Raw genomic sequence first — 19,840 nt, 5'->3', positions numbered from 1 at the left:
CGCTAGGGCGCAGCGGACGGTGGTCCAGACGGGACAGTGGCGATGAGTGGACAGATGTCGTGGTGGTCGCGCGCGGCGCTGGGTGTCTGTGCGGTCATTGCCTTCGTCCGGCCGGCGGCTGCCGACCCGCGTGCGGTGATCGAACTCTTCACGTCGCAGGGCTGCTCGTCCTGTCCGCCGGCCGACAAGGTGCTCGGCGACCTCGCGCGCGATCCCACCATCATCGCGCTGTCCCTGCCGATCGATTACTGGGACTATCTCGGCTGGAAGGACACGCTGGCCGATTCCCGCTTCACGGCGCGGCAGCGCGCCTATTCGCGGGCGCGCGGCGACCGTGAGGTCTACACCCCGCAGGCGGTGGTCAACGGCTCCGTGCATGTGATCGGCAGCGATCGCGACGCGATCGAAGGGGCGATCGAGGAAACGGCCCGAGGTGGCGCGGTGATGTCGGTCCCGGTCAGCCTGTCGATCGAGGGCCAGGAGCTCACAGTGGCGGTGGCCGCTGCCGGCGAGCACGCGCCGCGCAAGCATGGTGAGGTCTGGGTCGGCTCGATTGCGCGCGTCGTCCCGATCCAGGTCGCGCGCGGCGAGAATGGCGGCCGGGAGCTCACCTATTACAACGTGGTCCGTGGCTTGATGAAGCTGGGCGACTGGAATGGGTCGCCGATGAACTGGAGCGTTCCGCTCGACAAGATCGCCCGTGAGGGCGTCGATGGCGCCGTGGTCTATCTGCAGGACGGCAGCCGCGACCGGCCGGGTCTGATGCTCGGCGCTGCCCTTTCCGATCTGCCGCCGCTGGTGAGCCGGGCGTCGGCGACGGCGCGCGCTCCCGAGCGCTGAGACCTTTCCCCGATCATCTTTGCAAGCTCTTCCGCCTGCGGAAGGCTTCCGGTCCCTCCGCGGCGGCCGGTCCGCATCACAGCATCAAGCCATTGGCTCGATCCATTGGCTCGATCCATGGGCTCGCGCCAAAAAGCAAAAGGACCAACTTGCGTTGGCCCTTTGCCTTACTTGTGAATAGACCCGATCCTGACGACCCCGGGGGGCTGGGGGCTGAGGAATCCGGAACCGAAAGGACCGGGCCAACGCACACGAATCTTATGCCCAGGATCGGGGGCGGTCCGTAGGCGGAAACGCGGCGCGATTATGATTCCGCTAACGATCCCGTGACGCCTGCGTGTTCGTGGAACTCGCGTTCGACGCAGACGCCGCGAAGTTCGATAATGAAAACGGCCCCTTGCGGCTTCCGCCGGTTGGCGCGATCATGTCACACGGATGACAGGAGGACGCTCATGAACCTCACCCCGGAGGATGCCGACCCCAGCGAGAATCGCGCGGCGGCGCGCAACGCGGCCGCAGCGCCGACCCGGGTGACGTTCGACCGCCTCGAGCTGAACCGCATCCTCAATCTCTATGGTCGCATGGTCGCCGATGGCGAATGGCGCGACTACTCGATCGACTTCCTGCGCGACCGGGCCGTGTTCTCGGTCTTCCGCCGGGCGTCCGAGGTGCCTCTCTACCGTATCGAGAAAGACCCGCGGCTGGCCCGCAAGCAGGGCATGTACAGCGTGATTTCGGCGACCGGCCTGATCCTGCGCCGCGGCCACGAGCTGGAGCGGGTGCTGCTGGCGATCGCGCCGAAGCCGGCGCTGGTCTGAGCCGTCTCTCCCGCTGATCGAGGTTACCTAGGCCGGGACGTCGCTGCTGCCGGTGCCAAGCGGCCGCTGCATCATGACCGTATCGAGCCAGCGGCCGAATTTCAGGCCGACACTCGGATGGGTGCCGATCATCTCGAAACCGCAGGCGGTGTGCAGCCCGACCGAGCCGGCATTGGCGGAGTCGCCGATGACGGCGATCATCTGGCGGAAGCCGCGCTCCTCGCACGCCTCGATCAAGGCCCGCATCAACCGCATCCCGATCCCGCGGCGCTGGCTGGCCGGAGCGAGATAGACCGAGTTCTCGACCGTGAAGCGATAGGCGGGGCGCGGACGGTAAGGTCCGGCATAGGCATAGCCCACCACGTCGCCGTCCAGAAGGGCGGCGAAATAGGGGAAGCCGCTGTCGCTCAGCGCCCGGAAGCGCCGGGTCATCTCCGCCAGATCCGGCGGGTCGAGCTCGAAGGTGGCTGTGCCCTCGCGGACGGCCTGGCCGTAAATGGCGGTGATGGCGGGAAGGTCGGCCTCCTGGGTGGGCCGGATCTCGATGTCGGACATGGGTGGAACAATACCAGGGCGAAGCAGCCGATCAACATCGTCGCAGCATGGCTGCCGCTCCCGGCGCGAGCCATGCTCTCAGTCGTCTGGACAAACGAAAAGCCCCGGCGCTGAGGCCGGGGCTTCGAAGGTCGCTCGTGTTGCGAGCGGATGGATCAGTCGCGCTGTCCGAGGAGCTGCAGCAGCAGCGTGAACAGGTTGATGAAGTTCAAGTACAGCGACAGGGCGCCGGTGATCGCTGCGCGCTCGGCGATGTCGCCGCCCGCGGAGGCGTAGCCGTAGATGTACTCGTTCTTCAGGCGCTGGGTGTCCCAGGCGGTCAGGCCGGCGAACACGAACACGCCGATCACCGACACGATGAACTGCAGCATCGAGCTCGCCAGGAACAGGTTCACGAGGCTCGCCAGCACGATGCCGATCAGGCCCATGAACAGGAACGAGCCCATGCCCGTCATGTCACGCTTGGTCGTGTAGCCGTACAGGCTGAGCGCGCCGAACGTCGCCGCGGTGATGAAGAACACCCGCACGATCGAGGTGTGGGTGTACACCAGGAAGATCGACGACAGCGAGATGCCCATCAAGGCCGAGAACACCCAGAACAGGATCTGCGCGGTCGACGGCGCGAGGCGGTTGATGCCGGCCGAGATCGCGAACACCATGACCAGCGGGGCCAGGATGAACAGCCATTTCAGCGGGCTCACGAACATCGCGTAGCCGAACTGCGTCAGATAGGCGTTGCCGAACTTGAACACGCCGGCCGCCGGATCGCCGGTCACCGACGCCATGTAGACGCCGAGTGCCGCGAGGCCGGTGATGGCCAGGCCGATGCTCATGTAATTGTAGATGCGCAGCATGTAGGCGCGCAGACCGGCGTCGACGGTCGCGGCATCGGCGCGCCCGGCCACCCGGCCAAAGGGTGAAGCATAGTTGCGGTCTAGGTCCGACATGGTCGAATTCCCGTTGGTTGCCCGGCGCTCCGGTCCTGGCAGGACCTTCAGCCGGTTCTCGAAAAACCCTATCTCATCAAAGCTGCCATCGATATTAAATTTGCGTCATCGGCAAATTCGCCATCTTTTGGCAGATCTCTTTGGCAGCCTTCTGAGCCCATTCCCTAAATGGGAAACTAGCATATTTGCTGCAAGCTTCCACGCGCGGCTGAATGTCGCTCCGCGCGCGTTTGCGCCGTGAAAATCCCGTTAACCGTGCGGCATGAACGCACAATGGCACGAACGTCCGGGGCCTAAAGGTTCCTCAGAACCGTTGCCGGCTTCTGGTTGAGCGCTAGCAGCGTGCCGGCGAGGCCGAGACCCACAGTCACCACCAGCGCGGCGAGCACGACCAGCGCGGCGCTGCCGGCCTGCCAGGCGAAGCTCAACGTCATCAGCCGCGTCACGATCAGCCAGGCGGAGACGGAGCCTGCGATCACGCCGAACGCCGCGGTGGCAAATCCGATCATCAGATATTCGAGCGCGTAGGCGCCGAGCAGGCGCAGCCGCGTGGCGCCCAGCGTCTTCAGGATGACGGCGTCGTAGACTCGATGGCGATGTCCGGCGGCGAGCGCACCGCCCAGCACGAGGATGGCCGAGATCAACGTCACCGCGCTGGCGCCGCGGATGGCCAGTGCGAGGTTGGAGACGACCGATCCCACCGTCTCCATCACCTCGCGGACCCGCACGCTGGTCACCATCGGGAAGGCGTCGGCCACCTTGCGGATGACGCGAGCGTCCTCGGCGGCATCGGAGCGAGCCTCGGTCAATGTGGCGACGTGCGTGTGGGGCGCGCCCTTGAACGCATTCGGCGAGAACACCAGCACGAAATTGATGCCCATGCCCTGCCAGTCGATCGTCCGCATGTTGCCGATCTTCGCCGTGATGTCGCGCCCGAGCACGTTGACGACGATGTCGTCGCCGAGCTTGAGCCCGAGTCCATCGGCGATCCGCTTCTCGATCGAGACCAGCGGCGGGCCGCTGTAATTGTCGCCCCACCATTCGCCTTCGACGACCTTCGAGCCCTTCGGGATCTCGCCCGTATAAGTCAGGCCGCGATCGCTCTGCAGCACCCATTCGGTGTCGGCGGTCGCCTTGAGGTCCTCGGCGCGCACGCCGCGCGCGGAGACGATCCGGCCGCGCAGCATCGGCACGTTGTCGACGGTGGATTGCGGCGCGAGACCCTTGAGGAAGTCCCGGAAGCGGTCGGCGTCGCCGGAGGGCACGTCGATGAAGAAGAACGACGGCGCCTGCTCCGGCAGCTGCGCCAAAAATTGCCGCCTGAGATTGCCGTCGATCTGGGTGATGGTGACCAGCACCGCGAGCCCCAGTCCGAGCGACAGCACCACCGACGGTGTCAGCGCGCCGGGGCGGTAGATGTTGCTGACGGCGAGCCGCAGCATTGGGAAGCGGCTGCGCGGCACGGCCCGCGCGATTGCCATCACGACAGCCGCGATCCCGCGCAACAGCACGAACACCAAAGCGGCGGCGAGCACGAACACCGCGGCGATCTTCTTGTCGTAGGACAGGCCGACGACGACCGCGATCAGCAGCGCGACCGTACCGGCAATCAGCGCCAGATAGCTCCAGCGCGGCCGGTGCCATTCGGCGATGACCGCCTCGCGGAACAGCGCCGCCACCGGCACGTCGCGGACGCGCCCGAGCGGCCACAGAGCGAACGCCAGTGCGGTCAGCAGGCCGTAGAGGAACGACAGCGCCAGCTCGTCCGGATGGACAGCCGGGATCACCGGCAGCGGCAGGATCTTGCCGAACAGGCCGACGATGGCGAAGGGCAGGGCAGCGCCGGCGCAGAGTCCGATGATCGAACCGATCGTCGCCAGCACCATCACCTGCACGAGATAGATGCCGAACACGTCACGGCTGGTGGCGCCGAGCGCCTTGAAGGCCGCGATCACCTCGGTACGGCGGTCGACATGGCTCTTCACCGCATTGGCGACGCCGACGCCGCCGACCAGGAGTGCGGCGAGGCCGACCAGGGTCAGGAACTGCGTGAAGCGGCCGATCGTCCGCTCCAGCTGCGGCGAGGCGTTGCTGCGGCTGCGGATTTCCCAGCCTGCCGACGGCAGCGTCTGGCGGGTGTCGGCGATGAAGGACGCGGCGGCGCGGTCGTCGGTGGCGTTGTCGGGCAGCCGGACCCGGTAGGTCCAGCGCACCAGGCTGCCTGGCTGCAGCAGCGGCGTGGCACGCAGGCCGGCTTCGCTGACGAGGAAGCGCGGCCCGAGGCCGATGCCGCCGGACAGCTTGTCCGGCTCGGCCTGCAGCGCGCTGCGGATCTGGAAGCGGACCGTGTCGATGTTGACGATGTCGCCGACCTTGAGGTCGAGCCGCGCCAGGAGCGCCGGATCGGCGGCGGCGCCAAAGATGCCGTCGCGCTCGGCCAGGATGTCGGCGAGCGGCAGATCGGGCTGCATCTCGGCCTTGCCCAGCAGCGGATAGGCGTTGTCGACGGCCTTGAGCTCGACCAGCGCCAGCTTGGAATCGCCCGCGCGCACCATGGCGCGCAACGTGGGCGCCAGCGAGACCTGGCCGCGTTGGCGCAGGAAGGCGATCTCCTCCGGCTTGGCCTCGCGCTGAAACAGCGAGAAGGCGACATCGCCGCCCAGCAAGGTCCGGCCCTCGCGGACCAGCCCGTCGTTGAGGCTCGCCGCCACCGAGCCGACGCCGGCGATGGCGAGCACGCCGAGCGCGATGCAGGCGATGAAGACGTAGAAACCGCGCAAGCCGCCGCGCAGCTCCCGCAAGGCGTAGCGCACGGGAAGCGCCGCCATGCGACGGCCAGGGATCGGCTCAGCCATCGTGCTCATGCGTCGGCGGGCTCGTGCGCGCCGTCAGCCTCGATCCGGCCCGAACGCAGCCGCACCACGCGGTCGCAGCGGTGCGCGAGGCCGCTGTCATGGGTCACCAGCACCAAGGTCATGCCGCGCTCGGCATGCTTGGTGAACAGCAGGTCGACGATCTGCCGCCCGGTCGACTCGTCGAGATTGCCGGTTGGCTCGTCCGCGACCAGGATCGCGGGATCTGGCGCCAGCGCGCGGGCTAGCGCCACGCGCTGCTGCTCGCCGCCGGACAGTTGCGTCGGATAGTGATGCAGCCGGTGGCCGAGCCCGACCTGCTCCAGCTCGCGGGCGGCGCGCTCGGCGGCGCCGGAATGGCCGGCCAGCTCGAGCGGCACCGCCACGTTCTCCAGCGCGGTCATGGTCGGGATCAGATGGAAGGACTGGAAGACGATGCCCACCTGGCGGCCGCGGAACCGGGCCAGGGCGTCCTCGTCGAGGGCATTGAAAGCGGTGCCGTTGACCACCACCTGACCGCTGTCCGGACGTTCCAACCCCGCCATCACCATCAGCAGCGTGGACTTCCCTGATCCCGAGGGGCCGATCAGGCCGATCGTCTCGCCCTGTCCCACCCGCAGGCTGATGTCCTTGAGGATATGAACCCGCGCCGCGCCGGTGCCGAGCGAGAGGTTGACGTTCGAGATGGTAATGGTGTCCGGCGCAGTGCCGGCCAAACGCGAGGTTTCGATGAGACTGTCCATGGCTCGGTCATATGGCAACTCCGCAAGCCGGGTCGAGGGGCGCGGACGCATCTTCGTGCACATACTCGTGTTGATGCTCGCCTTGATGACAGCCGGACCGGTGTTCGCGGGCGCCGACGCCGGGAAGCCCATCAAGCTCGTCGTGCTCGGTGACTCCTTGAGCGCCGGCCTCGGCCTCTCGGCGTCGGATTCCTTTCCGTCCAAGCTGCAAAAGGCGTTGCAGGCCAAGGGGCTGGCGATCGACCTGACCAATGCCGGAGTGTCCGGCGACACCTCGTCGGGCGGTCGCGACCGGCTCGACTGGTCGGTGGCCGACGGCACCGAGGCTGTCATCGTCGAACTCGGCGCCAACGACGCGCTGCGCGGCATCGATCCTGCCGTGACGCGCAAGGCGCTGACCGAGATCGTCACCAGGCTGAAGGCGCGCGGCATCGCGGTCATGCTGTGCGGCATGCTGGCGCCGCCGAATTACGGCAGCGACTACGCTGCGAAATTCAACGCGATCTATCCCGATCTCGCCAAGGAGTTCGGCGTCCCGCTCTATCCGTTCTTCCTCGACGGCGTCGCCGCCGACGCCAAGCTCAACCAGGCGGACGGCATTCACCCCACGGCTGCCGGCGTCGACATCATCGTGTCCCGGATGCTGCCTACGGCGGAAGCATTCCTGCGTCCGCTTCGTGGGCAATGACGGAACGAAGCCGCCGGCCGGACATTTGCGATAACCTTAAGGACCGGGTTTTCCGCAGGTTTTCACGGCGTTAACGCTGCTTCCGTCGCGGAGTCATATAAGTTCGGTAGGAATGTTGCATCGGCGATTCGTCGTCGATCATCTCGTCAAGGCATGATCTCGTCACCTTTCGAGATCAGCCTCCAGCATCGGGAGTCCTGAAACGATGCCGCGTCTGTTTACTGGACTGGAGATCCCGGCCGAAGTCGGCCAGACCCTCTCCACTCTGCGGGGTGGCCTTCCCGGCGCCCGCTGGATCGATCCTGAAAATTATCACGTGACCTTGCGCTTCATCGGCGACATCGACGGCGCCTCCGCCAACGAGATCGCCGCGATGCTGTGGCGGGTGAACCGCAAGCCGTTCGAGGTGACGGTGCAGGGGCTCTCCAGTTTCGGCGGCCGCAAGCCGCGCGCCGTGGTTGCCAACATCGCGCCAAGCCGGCCGCTGATCGAGCTACAGGCCGAGCTGGAGCGGATGATGCAGCGGATCGGGCTCGACCCGGAGGGCCGCAAGTTCGTGCCCCATGTCACCTTGGCGCGGCTGCACGATGCCTCCAGCCAGGATGTGGCCGACTATCTCTCGGTCCGCGGCTACTTCCCGAGCCGGGTGTTCATGGCCGAGCGTTTCGTGCTGTTCTCGTCCCGTGCTTCCACGGGAGGCGGGCCCTATGTCGTCGAGGACGCCTACGATCTGTGCGCCGCCTGAGGTTGCGGCTGACGCGAGCCAGATTGACGGAAGCCAGACGTCGTTAGCCGCGGACTAATTCCCGCGGCGGCGTTTGCGTGCCATATACCACGATCCCACGGCCCGGCTGCATGGCGGCTTCCACCATTTGCGGATTGCATTTTCCGTTAGTCTCATGACCTAGAGTGGGCTCATGCTGTCCACTCCCTCAGACGCGTTCCGCGCGCAATATCAGTCGCTGGTCGACACCGGCGCGATCGAAGCCGATCCGGCCCAGGCCGAGGTCGCCGATGCCCTGGCGGCGCTGGAGCGGCGCCTCTCCACCTATAAGCCGGCGCGAAAGCAGAGCCTGTTCGGTCGCCTCTTTTCCGACAAGAGCGAGCCGCCGAGCGGCCTCTATGTCCATGGCGAGGTCGGCCGCGGCAAGACCATGCTGATGGACCTGTTCTTCCAGAACTGTCCGGTCGAGCACAAGCGCCGCGCGCATTTCCACGAATTCATGGCCGAGGTGCACGAGCGCATCTACGGCTATCGCCAGAACATCGCGCGCGGCGAACTTGCCGACGCCGATGTCATCGGGCTCACCGCACAGGCGATCTTCGACCAGGCCTGGCTGCTCTGCTTCGACGAATTCCACGTCACCGACATTGCCGACGCGATGATCCTGGGTCGGCTGTTCGCCAAACTGTTCGAACTCGGCACAGTCGTGGTCGCGACCTCCAACGTCGCGCCGGAGGATCTCTACAAAGGCGGCCTCAACCGCGCATTGTTCCTGCCCTTCATCAAGCAGATCGCCGATCACATGGATGTGGCACGGCTGGATGCGCGGACCGACTTCCGGCTGGAGAAGCTGGCCGGCGTGAAGATGTGGCTGGTGCCGGCCGACGCCGCTGCGCGCGCCGCGCTCGACAAGGCCTGGGGGAGGCTGACCGGCAACGCGCCGTGCAAGTCACGCGACATCACCATCAAGGGGCGCCTGCTGCATGTGCCGTGCTCGGCCAATGGCGTCGCCCGCTTCGGATTTGCGGACCTTTGTGAGAAGCCGCTTGCGGCGTCCGACTATCTGCGGCTCGCGCACGACTATCACACCATCCTGGTCGACCACATCCCGGTGATGGACTACGCCGAGCGCAATGCCGCCAAGCGTTTCATTACCTTCATCGACACCTTGTACGACAACGCCGTCAAGCTGATCGCCTCGGCGGATGCGGACCCGATCTCGCTCTACGTTGCGACCGACGGCATCGAGGCCATGGAGTTCAAGCGCACGTCGTCGCGCCTGATCGAGATGGGCTCGGAGTCCTATCTGGCCCTGCCGCACGGACGGAAGGACTCCGCCGCTTCCGGGACTTCTACGGGGCTGGTCGAAACCTGACAAACACCGGAGTTCGGCAGCGCCCGGCTCCGGGCACACAGCCGCGAAAAGGCCACGTCAATCATGCTGAAAGGATCATCAGCACCCGTCGCCCGGTCCTGATCGAAATCAAGGCACGCCCGTCAATTGGCCATAGCGTGACTTGAATGGCCCGGGCGAAAGGGATAACCACCCACTCGACTTTTCAACCTCCCCACCCCTTCGGGTTCAAAGGAAAATTTGCCATGGCGCGCGACAAGATTGCTTTGATTGGCTCCGGTCAGATCGGCGGAACGCTGGCTCACCTCGTCGGCCTCAAGGAGCTGGGCGATGTCGTGATGTTCGACATTGCCGAAGGCGTTCCGCAGGGCAAGGCACTCGACATCGCGCAGTCCTCACCGGTCGACGGCTTCGACGCCCACTACTCCGGCGCCAACTCCTACGAGGCTCTCGACAACGCCAAGGTGTGCATCGTCACCGCCGGCGTGCCGCGCAAGCCGGGCATGAGCCGCGACGATCTGCTGTCGATCAACCTCAAGGTCATGGAGCAGGTCGGCGCCGGCATCAAGAAGTACGCCCCCGACGCCTTCGTCATCTGCATCACCAACCCGCTCGACGCGATGGTCTGGGCGCTGCAGAAGGCCTCGGGCCTTCCGGCCAAGAAGGTCGTCGGCATGGCCGGCGTGCTCGACAGCGCGCGCTTCCGCTACTTCCTGGCCGATGAGTTCAACGTGTCCGTGGAAGACGTTACCGCCTTCGTGCTCGGCGGCCATGGCGACACGATGGTGCCGCTGACCAAGTACTCGACCGTCGCCGGCATTCCGCTGCCCGACCTCGTCAAGATGGGCTGGACCTCGCAAGCCCGCATCGACGAGATCGTCGACCGCACCCGCAATGGCGGCGCCGAAATCGTCAACCTGCTCAAGACCGGTTCGGCCTACTACGCCCCGGCGGCGTCGGCGATCGCGATGGCCGAGAGCTATCTGCGCGACAAGAAGCGCGTGCTGCCCTGCGCCGCTCACCTCAATGGCGAGTTCGGCGTCAAGGACATGTATGTCGGCGTTCCCGTCGTGATCGGCTCGAAGGGTGTCGAGCGCATCGTCGAGATCGAGCTGGCCGGCAAGGACCGCGAAGCCTTCGACAAGTCGGTCGCCGCCGTCCAGGGCCTGGTCGACGCCTGCAAGAAGATCGCGCCCGACCTGCTCGGCCGCTGAAGGTAGCAGGGCGGGCGCCTAGCCCGCTCCGATGAGTTGCAGGATGCTTGGTATATGGTATACCAAGCATCCGCAAAACACTTTTAGACGTCACCACCCCAGCGGGGGTTCGGGGAGCAAGCGCTTATGAACATTCACGAATATCAGGCCAAGGCACTGCTGCACGAGTTCGGCGTGCCGATTTCCAAGGGCGTGCCGGTTCTCCGTCCGGAGGACTCCGATGCCGCGGCGAAGACGCTCGGCGGTCCGGTCTGGGTCGTGAAGAGCCAGATCCACGCCGGCGGCCGTGGCAAGGGCAAGTTCAAGGAGGCCTCGGCCGGCGACAAGGGCGGCGTCCGCCTCGCCAAGTCGATCGACGAGGTCAACGCCTTCGCCAAGCAGATGCTCGGCGCGACCCTGGTGACCGTGCAGACCGGCCCGGATGGCAAGCAGGTCAACCGCCTCTACATCGAGGACGGCTCGGACATCGACAAGGAATTCTATCTGTCGCTGCTGGTCGACCGCGAGACCTCGAAGGTCGCGTTCGTGGTGTCGACCGAAGGCGGCGTCAACATCGAGGACGTCGCGCACAGCACGCCTGAGAAGATCATCACCTTCTCGGTCGACCCGGCCACCGGCGTCATGGGCCATCACGGCCGCGCCGTCGCCAAGGCGCTGAAGCTCACCGGCGACCTCGCCAAGCAGGCCGAGAAGCTCACGACCCAGCTCTATACCGCGTTCGTCGCCAAGGACATGGCGATGCTGGAGATCAACCCGCTGGTCGTCACCAAGCAGGGCCACCTGCGCGTGCTCGACGCCAAGGTGTCGTTCGACTCCAACGCGCTGTTCAAGCATCCGGAAGTCGTCGCGCTGCGCGACGAGACGGAAGAGGACGCCAAGGAGATCGAGGCCTCCAAGTACGACCTCAACTACGTCGCGCTCGACGGCACCATCGGCTGCATGGTCAACGGCGCCGGCCTCGCCATGGCGACGATGGACATCATCAAGCTCTACGGCATGGAGCCCGCCAACTTCCTCGACGTCGGCGGCGGCGCCAGCAAGGAGAAGGTCGCGGCGGCCTTCAAGATCATCACCGCCGACCCGAACGTGAAGGGCATCCTGGTCAACATCTTCGGCGGCATCATGAAGTGCGATGTCATCGCCGAGGGCGTCGTGGCCGCGGTGAAGGAAGTCGGCCTGAAGGTGCCGCTGGTGGTGCGCCTCGAAGGCACCAATGTCGATCTCGGCAAGAAGATCATCAGCGAGTCCGGTCTGAACGTGCTGCCCGCCGACAATCTCGACGACGCCGCGCAGAAGATCGTCAAGGCCGTCAAGGGAGGCTGAGCGCCGGTTCTGGCGCTCGCTTCGTCCTCACCGCAACGCTTTTAGAGAAAGCACGATGTCCATTCTCATCGACAAGAACACCAAGGTCATCTGCCAGGGCTTCACTGGCAAGAACGGCACCTTCCACTCCGAGGCGGCGATCGCCTACGGCACCAAGATGGTCGGCGGCACCTCGCCGGGCAAAGGCGGCTCGACCCATCTCGGCCTGCCCGTGTTCGACACCGTGAAGGAGGCCCGCGAGGCCACCGGCGCCGACGCCTCGGTGATCTACGTGCCGCCGCCGGGCGCGGCCGATGCGATCTGCGAGGCGATCGACGCGGAAGTGCCGCTCATCGTCTGCATCACCGAGGGCATCCCGGTGCTGGACATGGTCCGCGTCAAGCGCTCGCTCGTGGGCTCCAAGTCGCGCCTGATCGGGCCGAACTGCCCGGGCGTCATGACCGCCGGCGAGTGCAAGATCGGCATCATGCCGGCCAACATCTTCAAGCCCGGCTCGGTCGGCATCGTGTCGCGCTCCGGCACCCTGACCTATGAAGCCGTGTTCCAGACCACCTCCGAGGGCCTCGGCCAGACCACCGCGGTCGGCATCGGCGGCGACCCGGTTAAGGGCACCGAGTTCATCGACATGCTCGAGATGTTCCTGGCCGACCCCAAGACCGAGTCGATCATCATGATCGGCGAGATCGGCGGCTCGGCCGAGGAGGACGCGGCGCAGTTCATCAAGGACGAAGCCAGGCGCGGCCGCAAGAAACCGATGGTCGGATTCATCGCCGGCGTCACCGCCCCTCCCGGCCGCCGCATGGGCCATGCCGGCGCGATCATCTCGGGCGGCAAGGGCGATGCCGGATCCAAGACCGCGGCGATGGAAGCCGCTGGTATTACAGTCTCCCCGTCGCCCGCACGCCTGGGCAAGACGCTCGTCGAAAAGTTGAAGTCCTGATTCAGGGTTTAGTACTTTTCGGGGCGCATCTTTACAAAGAATAAGGTAAACCGTCCTAACCCGAGCCTGACCCCTTCCACGGGGTCAGGCATTGCGCCGTTTTTGATGGGCGCATCGAAATTACCAGGACGCTACCATGTCTCGCCAAGATGCGAACGCCGCCTTCGCCCTGTCGTCTTTTCTGCAGGGCACCAATGCCACCTACATCGATGAGATCTACGCGCGCTACGAGAAGGACCCCGCTTCGGTCGACCCGGAGTGGCAGGAGTTCTTCAAGAGCCTGAAGGACGCGCCGGCCGACGTTCAGAAGAACGCCTCGGGCCCCTCCTGGGCGCGCAGCAACTGGCCGGTCTCCCCCCGCGACGAATTGACCTCGGCTCTGGACGGCAACTGGGCCGTGGTCGAGAAGAAGGTCGGCGAGAAGATCGCCGCCAAGGCGCAGACCAAGGGCGTCGAATTGTCGCCGGCCGACGTCAACCAGGCCACCCGCGACTCTGTCCGCGCGTTGATGCTGATCCGCGCCTACCGCATGCGTGGCCACTTCCACGCCAAGCTCGACCCGCTCGGCATCGAGGCGCCGAAGAACCGCGAGGAGCTCGACCCGCGCTCCTACGGCTTCACCGAAGCCGATTACGACCGCAAGATCTTCCTCGATCACGTGCTCGGCCTCGAATACGGCTCGCTGCGCGAGATCGTCGCGATCTGCGAGCGCACCTATTGCCAGACGCTCGGCGTCGAGTTCATGCACATCTCGAATGCCGCGCAGAAGGCCTGGATTCAGGAGCGCATCGAGGGGCCGGACAAGGAGATCTCGTTCACCCGCGAGGGCCGTCGCGCCATCCTGCAGAAGCTGGTCGAGGCCGAGGGCTTTGAGAAGTTCTGCGACGTCAAGTTCACCGGCACCAAGCGCTTCGGCCTCGACGGCGGCGAGTCGCTGATCCCCGCGCTGGAGCAGATCATCAAGCGCGGCGGCAATCTCGGCGTGAAGGAGATCGTGCTCGGCATGCCGCATCGCGGCCGCCTTAACGTCCTCACCCAGGTCATGGGCAAGCCGCACCGCGCGCTGTTTCATGAGTTCAAGGGCGGCTCGGCCAATCCCGACGCAGTCGAAGGTTCGGGCGACGTCAAGTATCACCTCGGCGCCTCGTCGGACCGCGAGTTCGACGGCAACCGCATCCATCTGTCGCTGACCGCCAACCCGTCGCATCTCGAGATCGTCGACCCCGTGGTGCTCGGCAAGGTCCGCGCCAAGCAGGACCAGCACGGCGATCCGCCCGACATGCGCATCTCGGTGCTGCCGCTCTTGATGCATGGCGACGCGGCCTTTGCCGGCCAGGGCGTCGTGGCCGAGTGCTTCGCGCTGTCCGACCTGAAGGGCTACCGGACAGGTGGCTCGATTCATTTCATCGTGAACAACCAGATCGGCTTCACGACCTATCCGCGCTACTCGCGCTCGTCGCCGTATCCGTCCGACGTTGCCAAGATGATCGACGCTCCGATCTTCCACGTGAACGGCGACGATCCGGAAGCGGTGGTGTTCGCGGCCAAGGTCGCGATCGAGTTCCGGCAGAAATTCCACAAGCCGGTCGTGATCGACATGTTCTGCTATCGCCGGCATGGCCACAACGAAGGTGACGAGCCCGCGTTCACCCAGCCGGTGATGTACAAGAAGATCGCCGGCCATGCGACGACCCTGGAGATCTACTCCAAGCGCCTGGTCGCCGAGAGCGTGATGACCGAGGGCGAGGTCGACAAGGCCAAGGCCGACTGGCGCGCCCGTCTCGACGCCGAGTTCGAGGCCGGCACGTCCTATCGTCCGAACAAGGCCGATTGGCTCGACGGCAAGTGGGCGGGCTTGAAGTCCGCCGACCAGGAAGAAGAAGCGCGCCGCGGCGTCACCGGCGTCGAGATCGACCGTCTCAAGGAGATCGGCCGCAAGATCACCAAGGTGCCGGACGGCTTCCGCCTGCACCGCACGATCCAGCGCTTCCTCGAGAACCGCGCCAAGGCGATCGACAGCGGCATCGGGCTCGACTGGGCCACGGGCGAAGCTCTGGCCTATTGCTCGCTCCTGCTCGAAGGTCACAAGGTGCGCCTGTCAGGCCAGGATTGCGAGCGCGGCACGTTCTCGCAGCGCCATTCGGTGCTGATCGACCAGGAGGACGAGAGCCGCTACACGCCGTTCAACCATCTGGCGCCCGAACAGGGCCACTTCGAGGTCATCAACTCGCTGCTCTCGGAAGAAGCCGTGCTCGGCTTCGAATACGGCTATTCGCTCGCCGAGCCGAATGCCCTGACGCTCTGGGAAGCGCAGTTCGGCGACTTCGCCAACGGCGCCCAGGTGCTGTTCGACCAGTTCATCTCGTCCGGCGAGCGCAAATGGCTGCGCATGTCCGGTCTCGTCTGCCTGCTGCCGCACGGCTATGAGGGCCAGGGTCCGGAGCATTCGTCGGCCCGTCTCGAGCGCTATCTGCAGATGTGCGCCGAGGACAACATGCAGGTGGTCTACCCGACCACGCCGGCTAACTACTTCCACGTGCTGCGCCGTCAGTTGCATCGCGAGATCCGCAAGCCGCTGATCGTGATGACGCCGAAGTCGCTGCTGCGCCACAAGCGCGCGGTGTCGCGGCTGGAGGAGCTGGCCAAGGGCACGACGTTCCACCGCATCCTGTACGATGACGCCCAGATGCAGGCGGACGACAAGACCAAGCTGGTGCCGGACGATCAGATCCGCCGCATCGTGCTGTGCTCGGGCAAGGTCTACTACGACCTTTATGACGAGCGCGAGAAGCGCGGGCTGAACGACGTCTATCTGATGCGCATCGAGCAGCTCTATCCCGTGCCGCTCAAGGCGCTGGTCGTCGAGCTCGGCCGCTTCAAGAATGCCGAGGTCGTGTGGTGCCAGGAAGAGCCGCGCAACATGGGCGCCTGGCATTTCATCGAGCCGTATCTCGAATGGGTGCTGAACCAGACCGGCGGCAAGAGCAAGCGTCCGCGCTATGCCGGCCGCGCCGCGTCGGCTGCGACTGCCACGGGCCTGATGTCCAAGCATCTCGCCCAGCTCAAGGCGCTGCTCGACGAAGCCCTGAACTGAACCTGCCTTTGAAGGCGCCCCGCAGATCCTTGCGGGGCGCAAGTACCAGTCCATCGCGTTGATTGTCCGTGTCGCATCGCTTGCTCGCCGCAAGGCGATGGCGGACGGGCTGTATGACCGCACGGGTTATTGAGGATAGAGACCATGACTGAAATTCGCGTTCCGACGCTCGGTGAATCCGTCACCGAAGCCACCATCGGCCGCTGGTTCAAGAAGGCGGGCGACGCCGTCGCCGTCGACGAGCCGCTCGTCGAGCTCGAGACCGACAAGGTGACCATCGAGGTGCCCGCGCCGTCGGCCGGCACGCTCGGCGAGATCATCGCCAAGGACGGCGAGACCGTCGCCGTCGGCGCGCTGCTCGGCCAGATCAATGATGGCGCTGTTGCCGCGAAGCCGGCCGCTGCTGCTCCCGCGACGGCCCCGGCCAAGCCCGCCGCGGCTGCTCCGGCTGCCGCGCCCGCGCCGGCCAAGGCGCTGCCCGCCGATACGCCGCAGGCCCCGTCGGTCCGCAAGCTCTCCGCCGAGAGCGGCGTCGATGCCACCACCGTTCCCGGCTCCGGCAAGGACGGCCGCGTCACCAAGGGCGACATGCTGGCCGCGATCGAGCGCGCCGCCTCGGCGCCGACCCCGGTCAATCAGCCGGCCGCCGCCGTGCAGGTGCGTGCGCCGTCGCCGGCCGATGACGCCGCCCGCGAAGAGCGCGTCAAGATGACCCGGCTGCGCCAGACCATCGCGCGCCGCCTCAAGGACGTGCAGAACACCGCGGCGATGCTGACGACCTTCAACGAGGTCGACATGACCAACGTCATGGCGCTGCGCAGCCAGTACAAGGACGTGTTCGAGAAGAAGCACGGCTCGAAGCTCGGCTTCATGGGCTTCTTCACCAAGGCCGTCGTGCAGGCGCTGAAGGACATCCCGGCCGTCAACGCCGAGATCGACGGCAGCGACCTGATCTACAAGAACTACTACCACATCGGCGTCGCCGTCGGCACCGACAAGGGCCTGGTCGTGCCGGTGGTGCGCGACTGCGACCACAAGTCGATCGCCGACATCGAGAAGGGCATCGCCGATTTCGGCCGCCGCGCCCGTGACGGCCAGCTCAAGATCGACGAGATGCAGGGCGGCACCTTCACGATCACCAATGGCGGCATCTACGGCTCGCTGATGTCGACCCCGATCCTGAACGCGCCGCAGTCAGGCATCCTCGGCATGCACAAGATCCAGGAGCGTCCGGTCGTGGTCGGCGGCAAGATCGAGGTCCGCCCGATGATGTATCTGGCGCTGTCCTACGATCACCGCGTCATCGACGGCAAGGAAGCGGTGACCTTCCTGGTGCGCGTCAAGGAAAGCCTGGAAGATCCGGCGCGGCTCGTTCTGGATCTCTGATCGACCTGATAGTTGATGCTCGGGAGGCGCGCTGAGAGGCGCGCCTCAAACCTAACGGGGGCCATCATGACCGACAGGGTTGCAGTGATCACCGGCGGCAGCCGCGGCATCGGCCGCGCCACCGCAATCGCCGCCGCGTCGCGCGGCTTCAAGATCGTGGTCGGCTACGCATCCAACGAGGCGGCGGCGCAGAGCACGGTCGCCGCGATCGAGGCCAAGAACGGCAAGGCGATCGCGGTGAAATGCGACGTCGGCCGCGAGCACGACATTCTCGCGCTGTTCAAGGCGGCGGATAAATTCGGGACGCTCGGCGCCCTCATCAACAATGCCGGCATCGTCGGCCCGACGACTCGCGTCGACGAGATGAGCGCGGAACGCATCGAACGCTTGATGGCGGTCAATGTCACCGGCAGCATTCTCTGCGCAAGAGAGGCCGTGAAGCGGATGTCGACGCGGCACGGCGGGCAGGGCGGTGTCATCATCAACCTGTCGTCGGTCGCGGCCAAGCTCGGCTCGCCCAACACCTATGTCGACTACGCGGCCTCGAAGGGCGCAATCGATTCCTTCACCGTTGGCCTCGGCCACGAGGTTGCGAACGAAGGTATCCGCGTCGCCGCAATCAGGCCCGGCCTGATCGACACCGAAATTCACGCCTCCGGCGGTGAGCCCGATCGCGCGCATCGTCTGGCCCCGCTGGTGCCGATGAAGCGCGTTGGCACCTCCGAGGAAATCGCCAATGCCATCGTCTGGCTGCTGTCGGACGAAGCTTCTTATGTCACTTCGGCCATTCTCGACGTGTCGGGCGGACGCTGACGACCGTCGCTAACCTCTCAGACTACAAGCTTACGGAACATTCGATCATGGCTAACTACGATCTCGTCGTCATCGGCACCGGCCCCGGTGGTTATGTCTGCGCCATCCGCGCAGCGCAGCTCGGCATGAAGGTGGCGGTGGTCGAGAAGAACGCCACCCTCGGCGGCACCTGCCTCAACGTCGGCTGCATGCCCTCGAAGGCGCTGCTGCACGCCTCCGAGCTGTTCGAGGAGGCCGGGCACTCCTTCGCCAAGATGGGCATCAAGGTGTCGAAGCCCGAGGTCGATCTGCCGTCGATGATGAACTTCAAGCAGCAGGGCATCGACGGCAACACCAAGGGTGTCGAGTTCCTGATGAAGAAGAACAAGATCGACGTCCTCCAGGGCAAGGGCAAGATCCTGGGCACCGGCAAGGTGCAGGTGACGGCCAAAGACGGCGCTGCGCAGACGGTCGAGACCAAGAACATCGTGATCGCCACCGGCTCGGACATCGCGCGGCTCAAGGGTATCGAGATCGACGAGAAGCGCATCGTGTCGTCGACCGGCGCGCTGGCGCTGGACAAGGTGCCGTCGGGCCTGCTGGTGGTGGGCGCCGGCGTGATCGGGCTCGAACTCGGCTCGGTGTGGCGCCGCCTCGGCGCCAAGGTCACCGTGGTCGAATTCCTCGACCGCATCCTGCCTGGCATGGACCTGGAGATCGCCAAGCAGTTCCAGCGCATCCTCGAAAAGCAGGGCTTTGCGTTCAAGCTCGGCGCCAAGGTCACCGGCGTCGACACCTCGGGCGCGACGCTGTCGGCGACGATTGAGCCGGCGGCCGGTGGTGCGCCTGAAAAGATCGAAGCCGACGTCGTGCTGGTCGCGATCGGCCGCGTGCCCTACACCGACGGCCTGGGCCTGCAGGAGGCGGGCGTGGTGCTCGACAATCGCGGCCGCGTCCAGATCGATCATCATTTCGCGACCAGCGTTCCCGGCGTCTACGCGATCGGCGACGTCGTCGCGGGGCCGATGCTCGCGCACAAGGCCGAGGACGAAGGCGTCGCGTGCGCCGAGATCCTCGCCGGCCAGGCCGGCCACGTGAACTACGACGTCATTCCGGGCGTGGTCTACACCACGCCGGAAGTCGCTTCCGTCGGCAAGACCGAGGATGAACTGAAGCAGGCCGGCATCGCCTATACCGTCGGTAAGTTTCCGTTTACCGCGAACGGCCGTTCCAAGGTGAACCAGACCACTGACGGCTTCGTGAAGATCCTCGCGGATGCGAAGACCGATCGCGTGCTCGGCGCCCACATCATCGGCCGCGAGGCCGGCGAGATGATCCACGAAGCCGCCGTATTGATGGAGTTCGGTGGCTCGGCCGAGGATCTGGCACGCACCTGCCACGCGCATCCGACCCGGTCGGAGGCCGTCAAGGAAGCCGCCCTTGCAGTGGGCAAGCGTGCCATCCACATGTGACCTGTGCCCGGTGGGCGTGATCGGCAGGTGCGACAAAATGGCCTGCCGGCCACGCTGAACCAAACGGCAAGATTCGAGGTCGCATGGTCATGGCGGCC

The 19,840-nt window shown here is 65.7% G+C and carries 16 protein-coding genes; 12 read left to right on the top strand and 4 right to left on the bottom strand.

The features are described 5' to 3' along the window. The first annotated feature begins 54 nt into the window (after positions 1–54). Complete coding sequence (locus ACQR1L_RS23975; protein WP_434860421.1) at positions 55–840, top strand: DUF1223 domain-containing protein; 786 nt, start codon at positions 55–57, stop codon at positions 838–840. A 452-nt stretch (positions 841–1,292) separates the two neighbouring features. After that, entirely contained in the window at positions 1,293–1,658 is a 366-nt protein-coding gene (locus ACQR1L_RS23970; protein ID WP_006609304.1) for a DUF2794 domain-containing protein, read from the top strand. A 27-nt stretch (positions 1,659–1,685) separates the two neighbouring features. Here the strand turns inward: ACQR1L_RS23970 and ACQR1L_RS23965 are convergent, their stop codons facing one another. The 4 genes from ACQR1L_RS23965 to ACQR1L_RS23950 all read right to left on the bottom strand — a co-directional run bounded on the left by ACQR1L_RS23965 (position 1,686) and on the right by ACQR1L_RS23950 (position 6,755). After that, positions 1,686–2,213 carry a GNAT family N-acetyltransferase gene (locus ACQR1L_RS23965; protein ID WP_434860379.1) on the bottom strand — a complete coding sequence of 176 codons (528 nt, stop codon included), beginning with the start codon at positions 2,211–2,213 and terminating at the stop codon, positions 1,686–1,688. Positions 2,214–2,368: 155 nt separating this feature from the next. Next, positions 2,369–3,160 (bottom strand): Bax inhibitor-1/YccA family protein, encoded by a 792-nt coding sequence (locus ACQR1L_RS23960; protein ID WP_250172563.1) that lies wholly within the window; start codon positions 3,158–3,160, stop codon positions 2,369–2,371. 293 nt (positions 3,161–3,453) lie between these two features. Next, positions 3,454–6,024 (bottom strand): ABC transporter permease, encoded by a 2,571-nt coding sequence (locus ACQR1L_RS23955; RefSeq protein ID WP_434860378.1) that lies wholly within the window; start codon positions 6,022–6,024, stop codon positions 3,454–3,456. Beyond that, positions 6,021–6,755 carry an ABC transporter ATP-binding protein gene (locus ACQR1L_RS23950; protein ID WP_434860377.1) on the bottom strand — a complete coding sequence of 245 codons (735 nt, stop codon included), beginning with the start codon at positions 6,753–6,755 and terminating at the stop codon, positions 6,021–6,023. Before ACQR1L_RS23950 ends, ACQR1L_RS23955 begins: the two co-directional genes overlap by 4 nt. 55 nt (positions 6,756–6,810) lie before the next feature. Here ACQR1L_RS23950 and ACQR1L_RS23945 point away from each other — a divergent pair, with 55 nt between their 5' ends. From ACQR1L_RS23945 to lpdA, 10 genes are all read left to right on the top strand, one after another. Further along, positions 6,811–7,443, top strand: coding sequence for an arylesterase (locus ACQR1L_RS23945; protein WP_434860420.1), 633 nt, complete (start codon positions 6,811–6,813; stop codon positions 7,441–7,443). Between the two features lie 205 nt (positions 7,444–7,648). After that, positions 7,649–8,188: an RNA 2',3'-cyclic phosphodiesterase gene (gene thpR, locus ACQR1L_RS23940; protein WP_008964385.1), complete on the top strand. Its 540-nt coding sequence runs from the start codon at positions 7,649–7,651 to the stop codon at positions 8,186–8,188. Positions 8,189–8,360: 172 nt separating this feature from the next. Next, on the top strand, positions 8,361–9,542 hold the full coding sequence (gene zapE, locus ACQR1L_RS23935) for a cell division protein ZapE (RefSeq protein WP_434860376.1): 1,182 nt from the start codon (positions 8,361–8,363) through the stop codon (positions 9,540–9,542). Between the two features lie 224 nt (positions 9,543–9,766). Next, a complete protein-coding gene (mdh, locus tag ACQR1L_RS23930; protein ID WP_434860375.1) occupies positions 9,767–10,735 on the top strand; it encodes a malate dehydrogenase in 969 nt (322 codons plus the stop codon). A 126-nt stretch (positions 10,736–10,861) separates the two neighbouring features. Beyond that, complete coding sequence (gene sucC / locus ACQR1L_RS23925; RefSeq protein WP_434860374.1) at positions 10,862–12,058, top strand: ADP-forming succinate--CoA ligase subunit beta; 1,197 nt, start codon at positions 10,862–10,864, stop codon at positions 12,056–12,058. 55 nt (positions 12,059–12,113) lie between these two features. Continuing rightward, positions 12,114–12,998 carry a succinate--CoA ligase subunit alpha gene (sucD, locus tag ACQR1L_RS23920; RefSeq protein ID WP_434860373.1) on the top strand — a complete coding sequence of 295 codons (885 nt, stop codon included), beginning with the start codon at positions 12,114–12,116 and terminating at the stop codon, positions 12,996–12,998. 136 nt (positions 12,999–13,134) lie between these two features. After that, positions 13,135–16,092 (top strand): 2-oxoglutarate dehydrogenase E1 component, encoded by a 2,958-nt coding sequence (locus tag ACQR1L_RS23915; RefSeq protein WP_434860372.1) that lies wholly within the window; start codon positions 13,135–13,137, stop codon positions 16,090–16,092. A gap of 144 nt (positions 16,093–16,236) precedes the next feature. Further along, positions 16,237–17,478: a 2-oxoglutarate dehydrogenase complex dihydrolipoyllysine-residue succinyltransferase gene (gene odhB, locus ACQR1L_RS23910; protein WP_434860371.1), complete on the top strand. Its 1,242-nt coding sequence runs from the start codon at positions 16,237–16,239 to the stop codon at positions 17,476–17,478. A 66-nt stretch (positions 17,479–17,544) separates the two neighbouring features. Then, the gene (locus ACQR1L_RS23905) at positions 17,545–18,291 is read left to right on the top strand and encodes an SDR family oxidoreductase (protein ID WP_006609290.1); all 747 of its coding nucleotides are present in this window, start codon (positions 17,545–17,547) and stop codon (positions 18,289–18,291) included. 47 nt (positions 18,292–18,338) lie between these two features. Beyond that, positions 18,339–19,742 carry a dihydrolipoyl dehydrogenase gene (gene lpdA, locus ACQR1L_RS23900; protein WP_434860370.1) on the top strand — a complete coding sequence of 468 codons (1,404 nt, stop codon included), beginning with the start codon at positions 18,339–18,341 and terminating at the stop codon, positions 19,740–19,742. Positions 19,743–19,840: the final 98 nt, after the last annotated feature.

This window comes from Bradyrhizobium sp. HKCCYLR20261, from assembly GCF_051168435.1.
Lineage (GTDB): Bacteria > Pseudomonadota > Alphaproteobacteria > Rhizobiales > Xanthobacteraceae > Bradyrhizobium.
This window is presented reverse-complemented; position numbering and strand designations above follow the sequence as displayed.

What these genes read in the sequence shown, in the direction of transcription:
- ACQR1L_RS23975 (WP_434860421.1), top strand. Translation starts at nt 55, where the DNA reads ATGTCGTGGTGGTCGCGCGCGGCGCTGGGTGTCTGTGCGGTCATTGCC.
- ACQR1L_RS23915 (WP_434860372.1), top strand. Translation starts at nt 13,135, where the DNA reads ATGTCTCGCCAAGATGCGAACGCCGCCTTCGCCCTGTCGTCTTTTCTG.
- ACQR1L_RS23905 (WP_006609290.1), top strand. Translation starts at nt 17,545, where the DNA reads ATGACCGACAGGGTTGCAGTGATCACCGGCGGCAGCCGCGGCATCGGC.
- ACQR1L_RS23950 (WP_434860377.1), bottom strand. Translation starts at nt 6,755, where the DNA reads ATGGACAGTCTCATCGAAACCTCGCGTTTGGCCGGCACTGCGCCGGAC.
- thpR (WP_008964385.1), top strand. Translation starts at nt 7,649, where the DNA reads ATGCCGCGTCTGTTTACTGGACTGGAGATCCCGGCCGAAGTCGGCCAG.
- lpdA (WP_434860370.1), top strand. Translation starts at nt 18,339, where the DNA reads ATGGCTAACTACGATCTCGTCGTCATCGGCACCGGCCCCGGTGGTTAT.
- ACQR1L_RS23955 (WP_434860378.1), bottom strand. Translation starts at nt 6,024, where the DNA reads ATGAGCACGATGGCTGAGCCGATCCCTGGCCGTCGCATGGCGGCGCTT.
- zapE (WP_434860376.1), top strand. Translation starts at nt 8,361, where the DNA reads ATGCTGTCCACTCCCTCAGACGCGTTCCGCGCGCAATATCAGTCGCTG.
- ACQR1L_RS23970 (WP_006609304.1), top strand. Translation starts at nt 1,293, where the DNA reads ATGAACCTCACCCCGGAGGATGCCGACCCCAGCGAGAATCGCGCGGCG.
- sucC (WP_434860374.1), top strand. Translation starts at nt 10,862, where the DNA reads ATGAACATTCACGAATATCAGGCCAAGGCACTGCTGCACGAGTTCGGC.
- odhB (WP_434860371.1), top strand. Translation starts at nt 16,237, where the DNA reads ATGACTGAAATTCGCGTTCCGACGCTCGGTGAATCCGTCACCGAAGCC.
- ACQR1L_RS23960 (WP_250172563.1), bottom strand. Translation starts at nt 3,160, where the DNA reads ATGTCGGACCTAGACCGCAACTATGCTTCACCCTTTGGCCGGGTGGCC.
- mdh (WP_434860375.1), top strand. Translation starts at nt 9,767, where the DNA reads ATGGCGCGCGACAAGATTGCTTTGATTGGCTCCGGTCAGATCGGCGGA.
- sucD (WP_434860373.1), top strand. Translation starts at nt 12,114, where the DNA reads ATGTCCATTCTCATCGACAAGAACACCAAGGTCATCTGCCAGGGCTTC.
- ACQR1L_RS23965 (WP_434860379.1), bottom strand. Translation starts at nt 2,213, where the DNA reads ATGTCCGACATCGAGATCCGGCCCACCCAGGAGGCCGACCTTCCCGCC.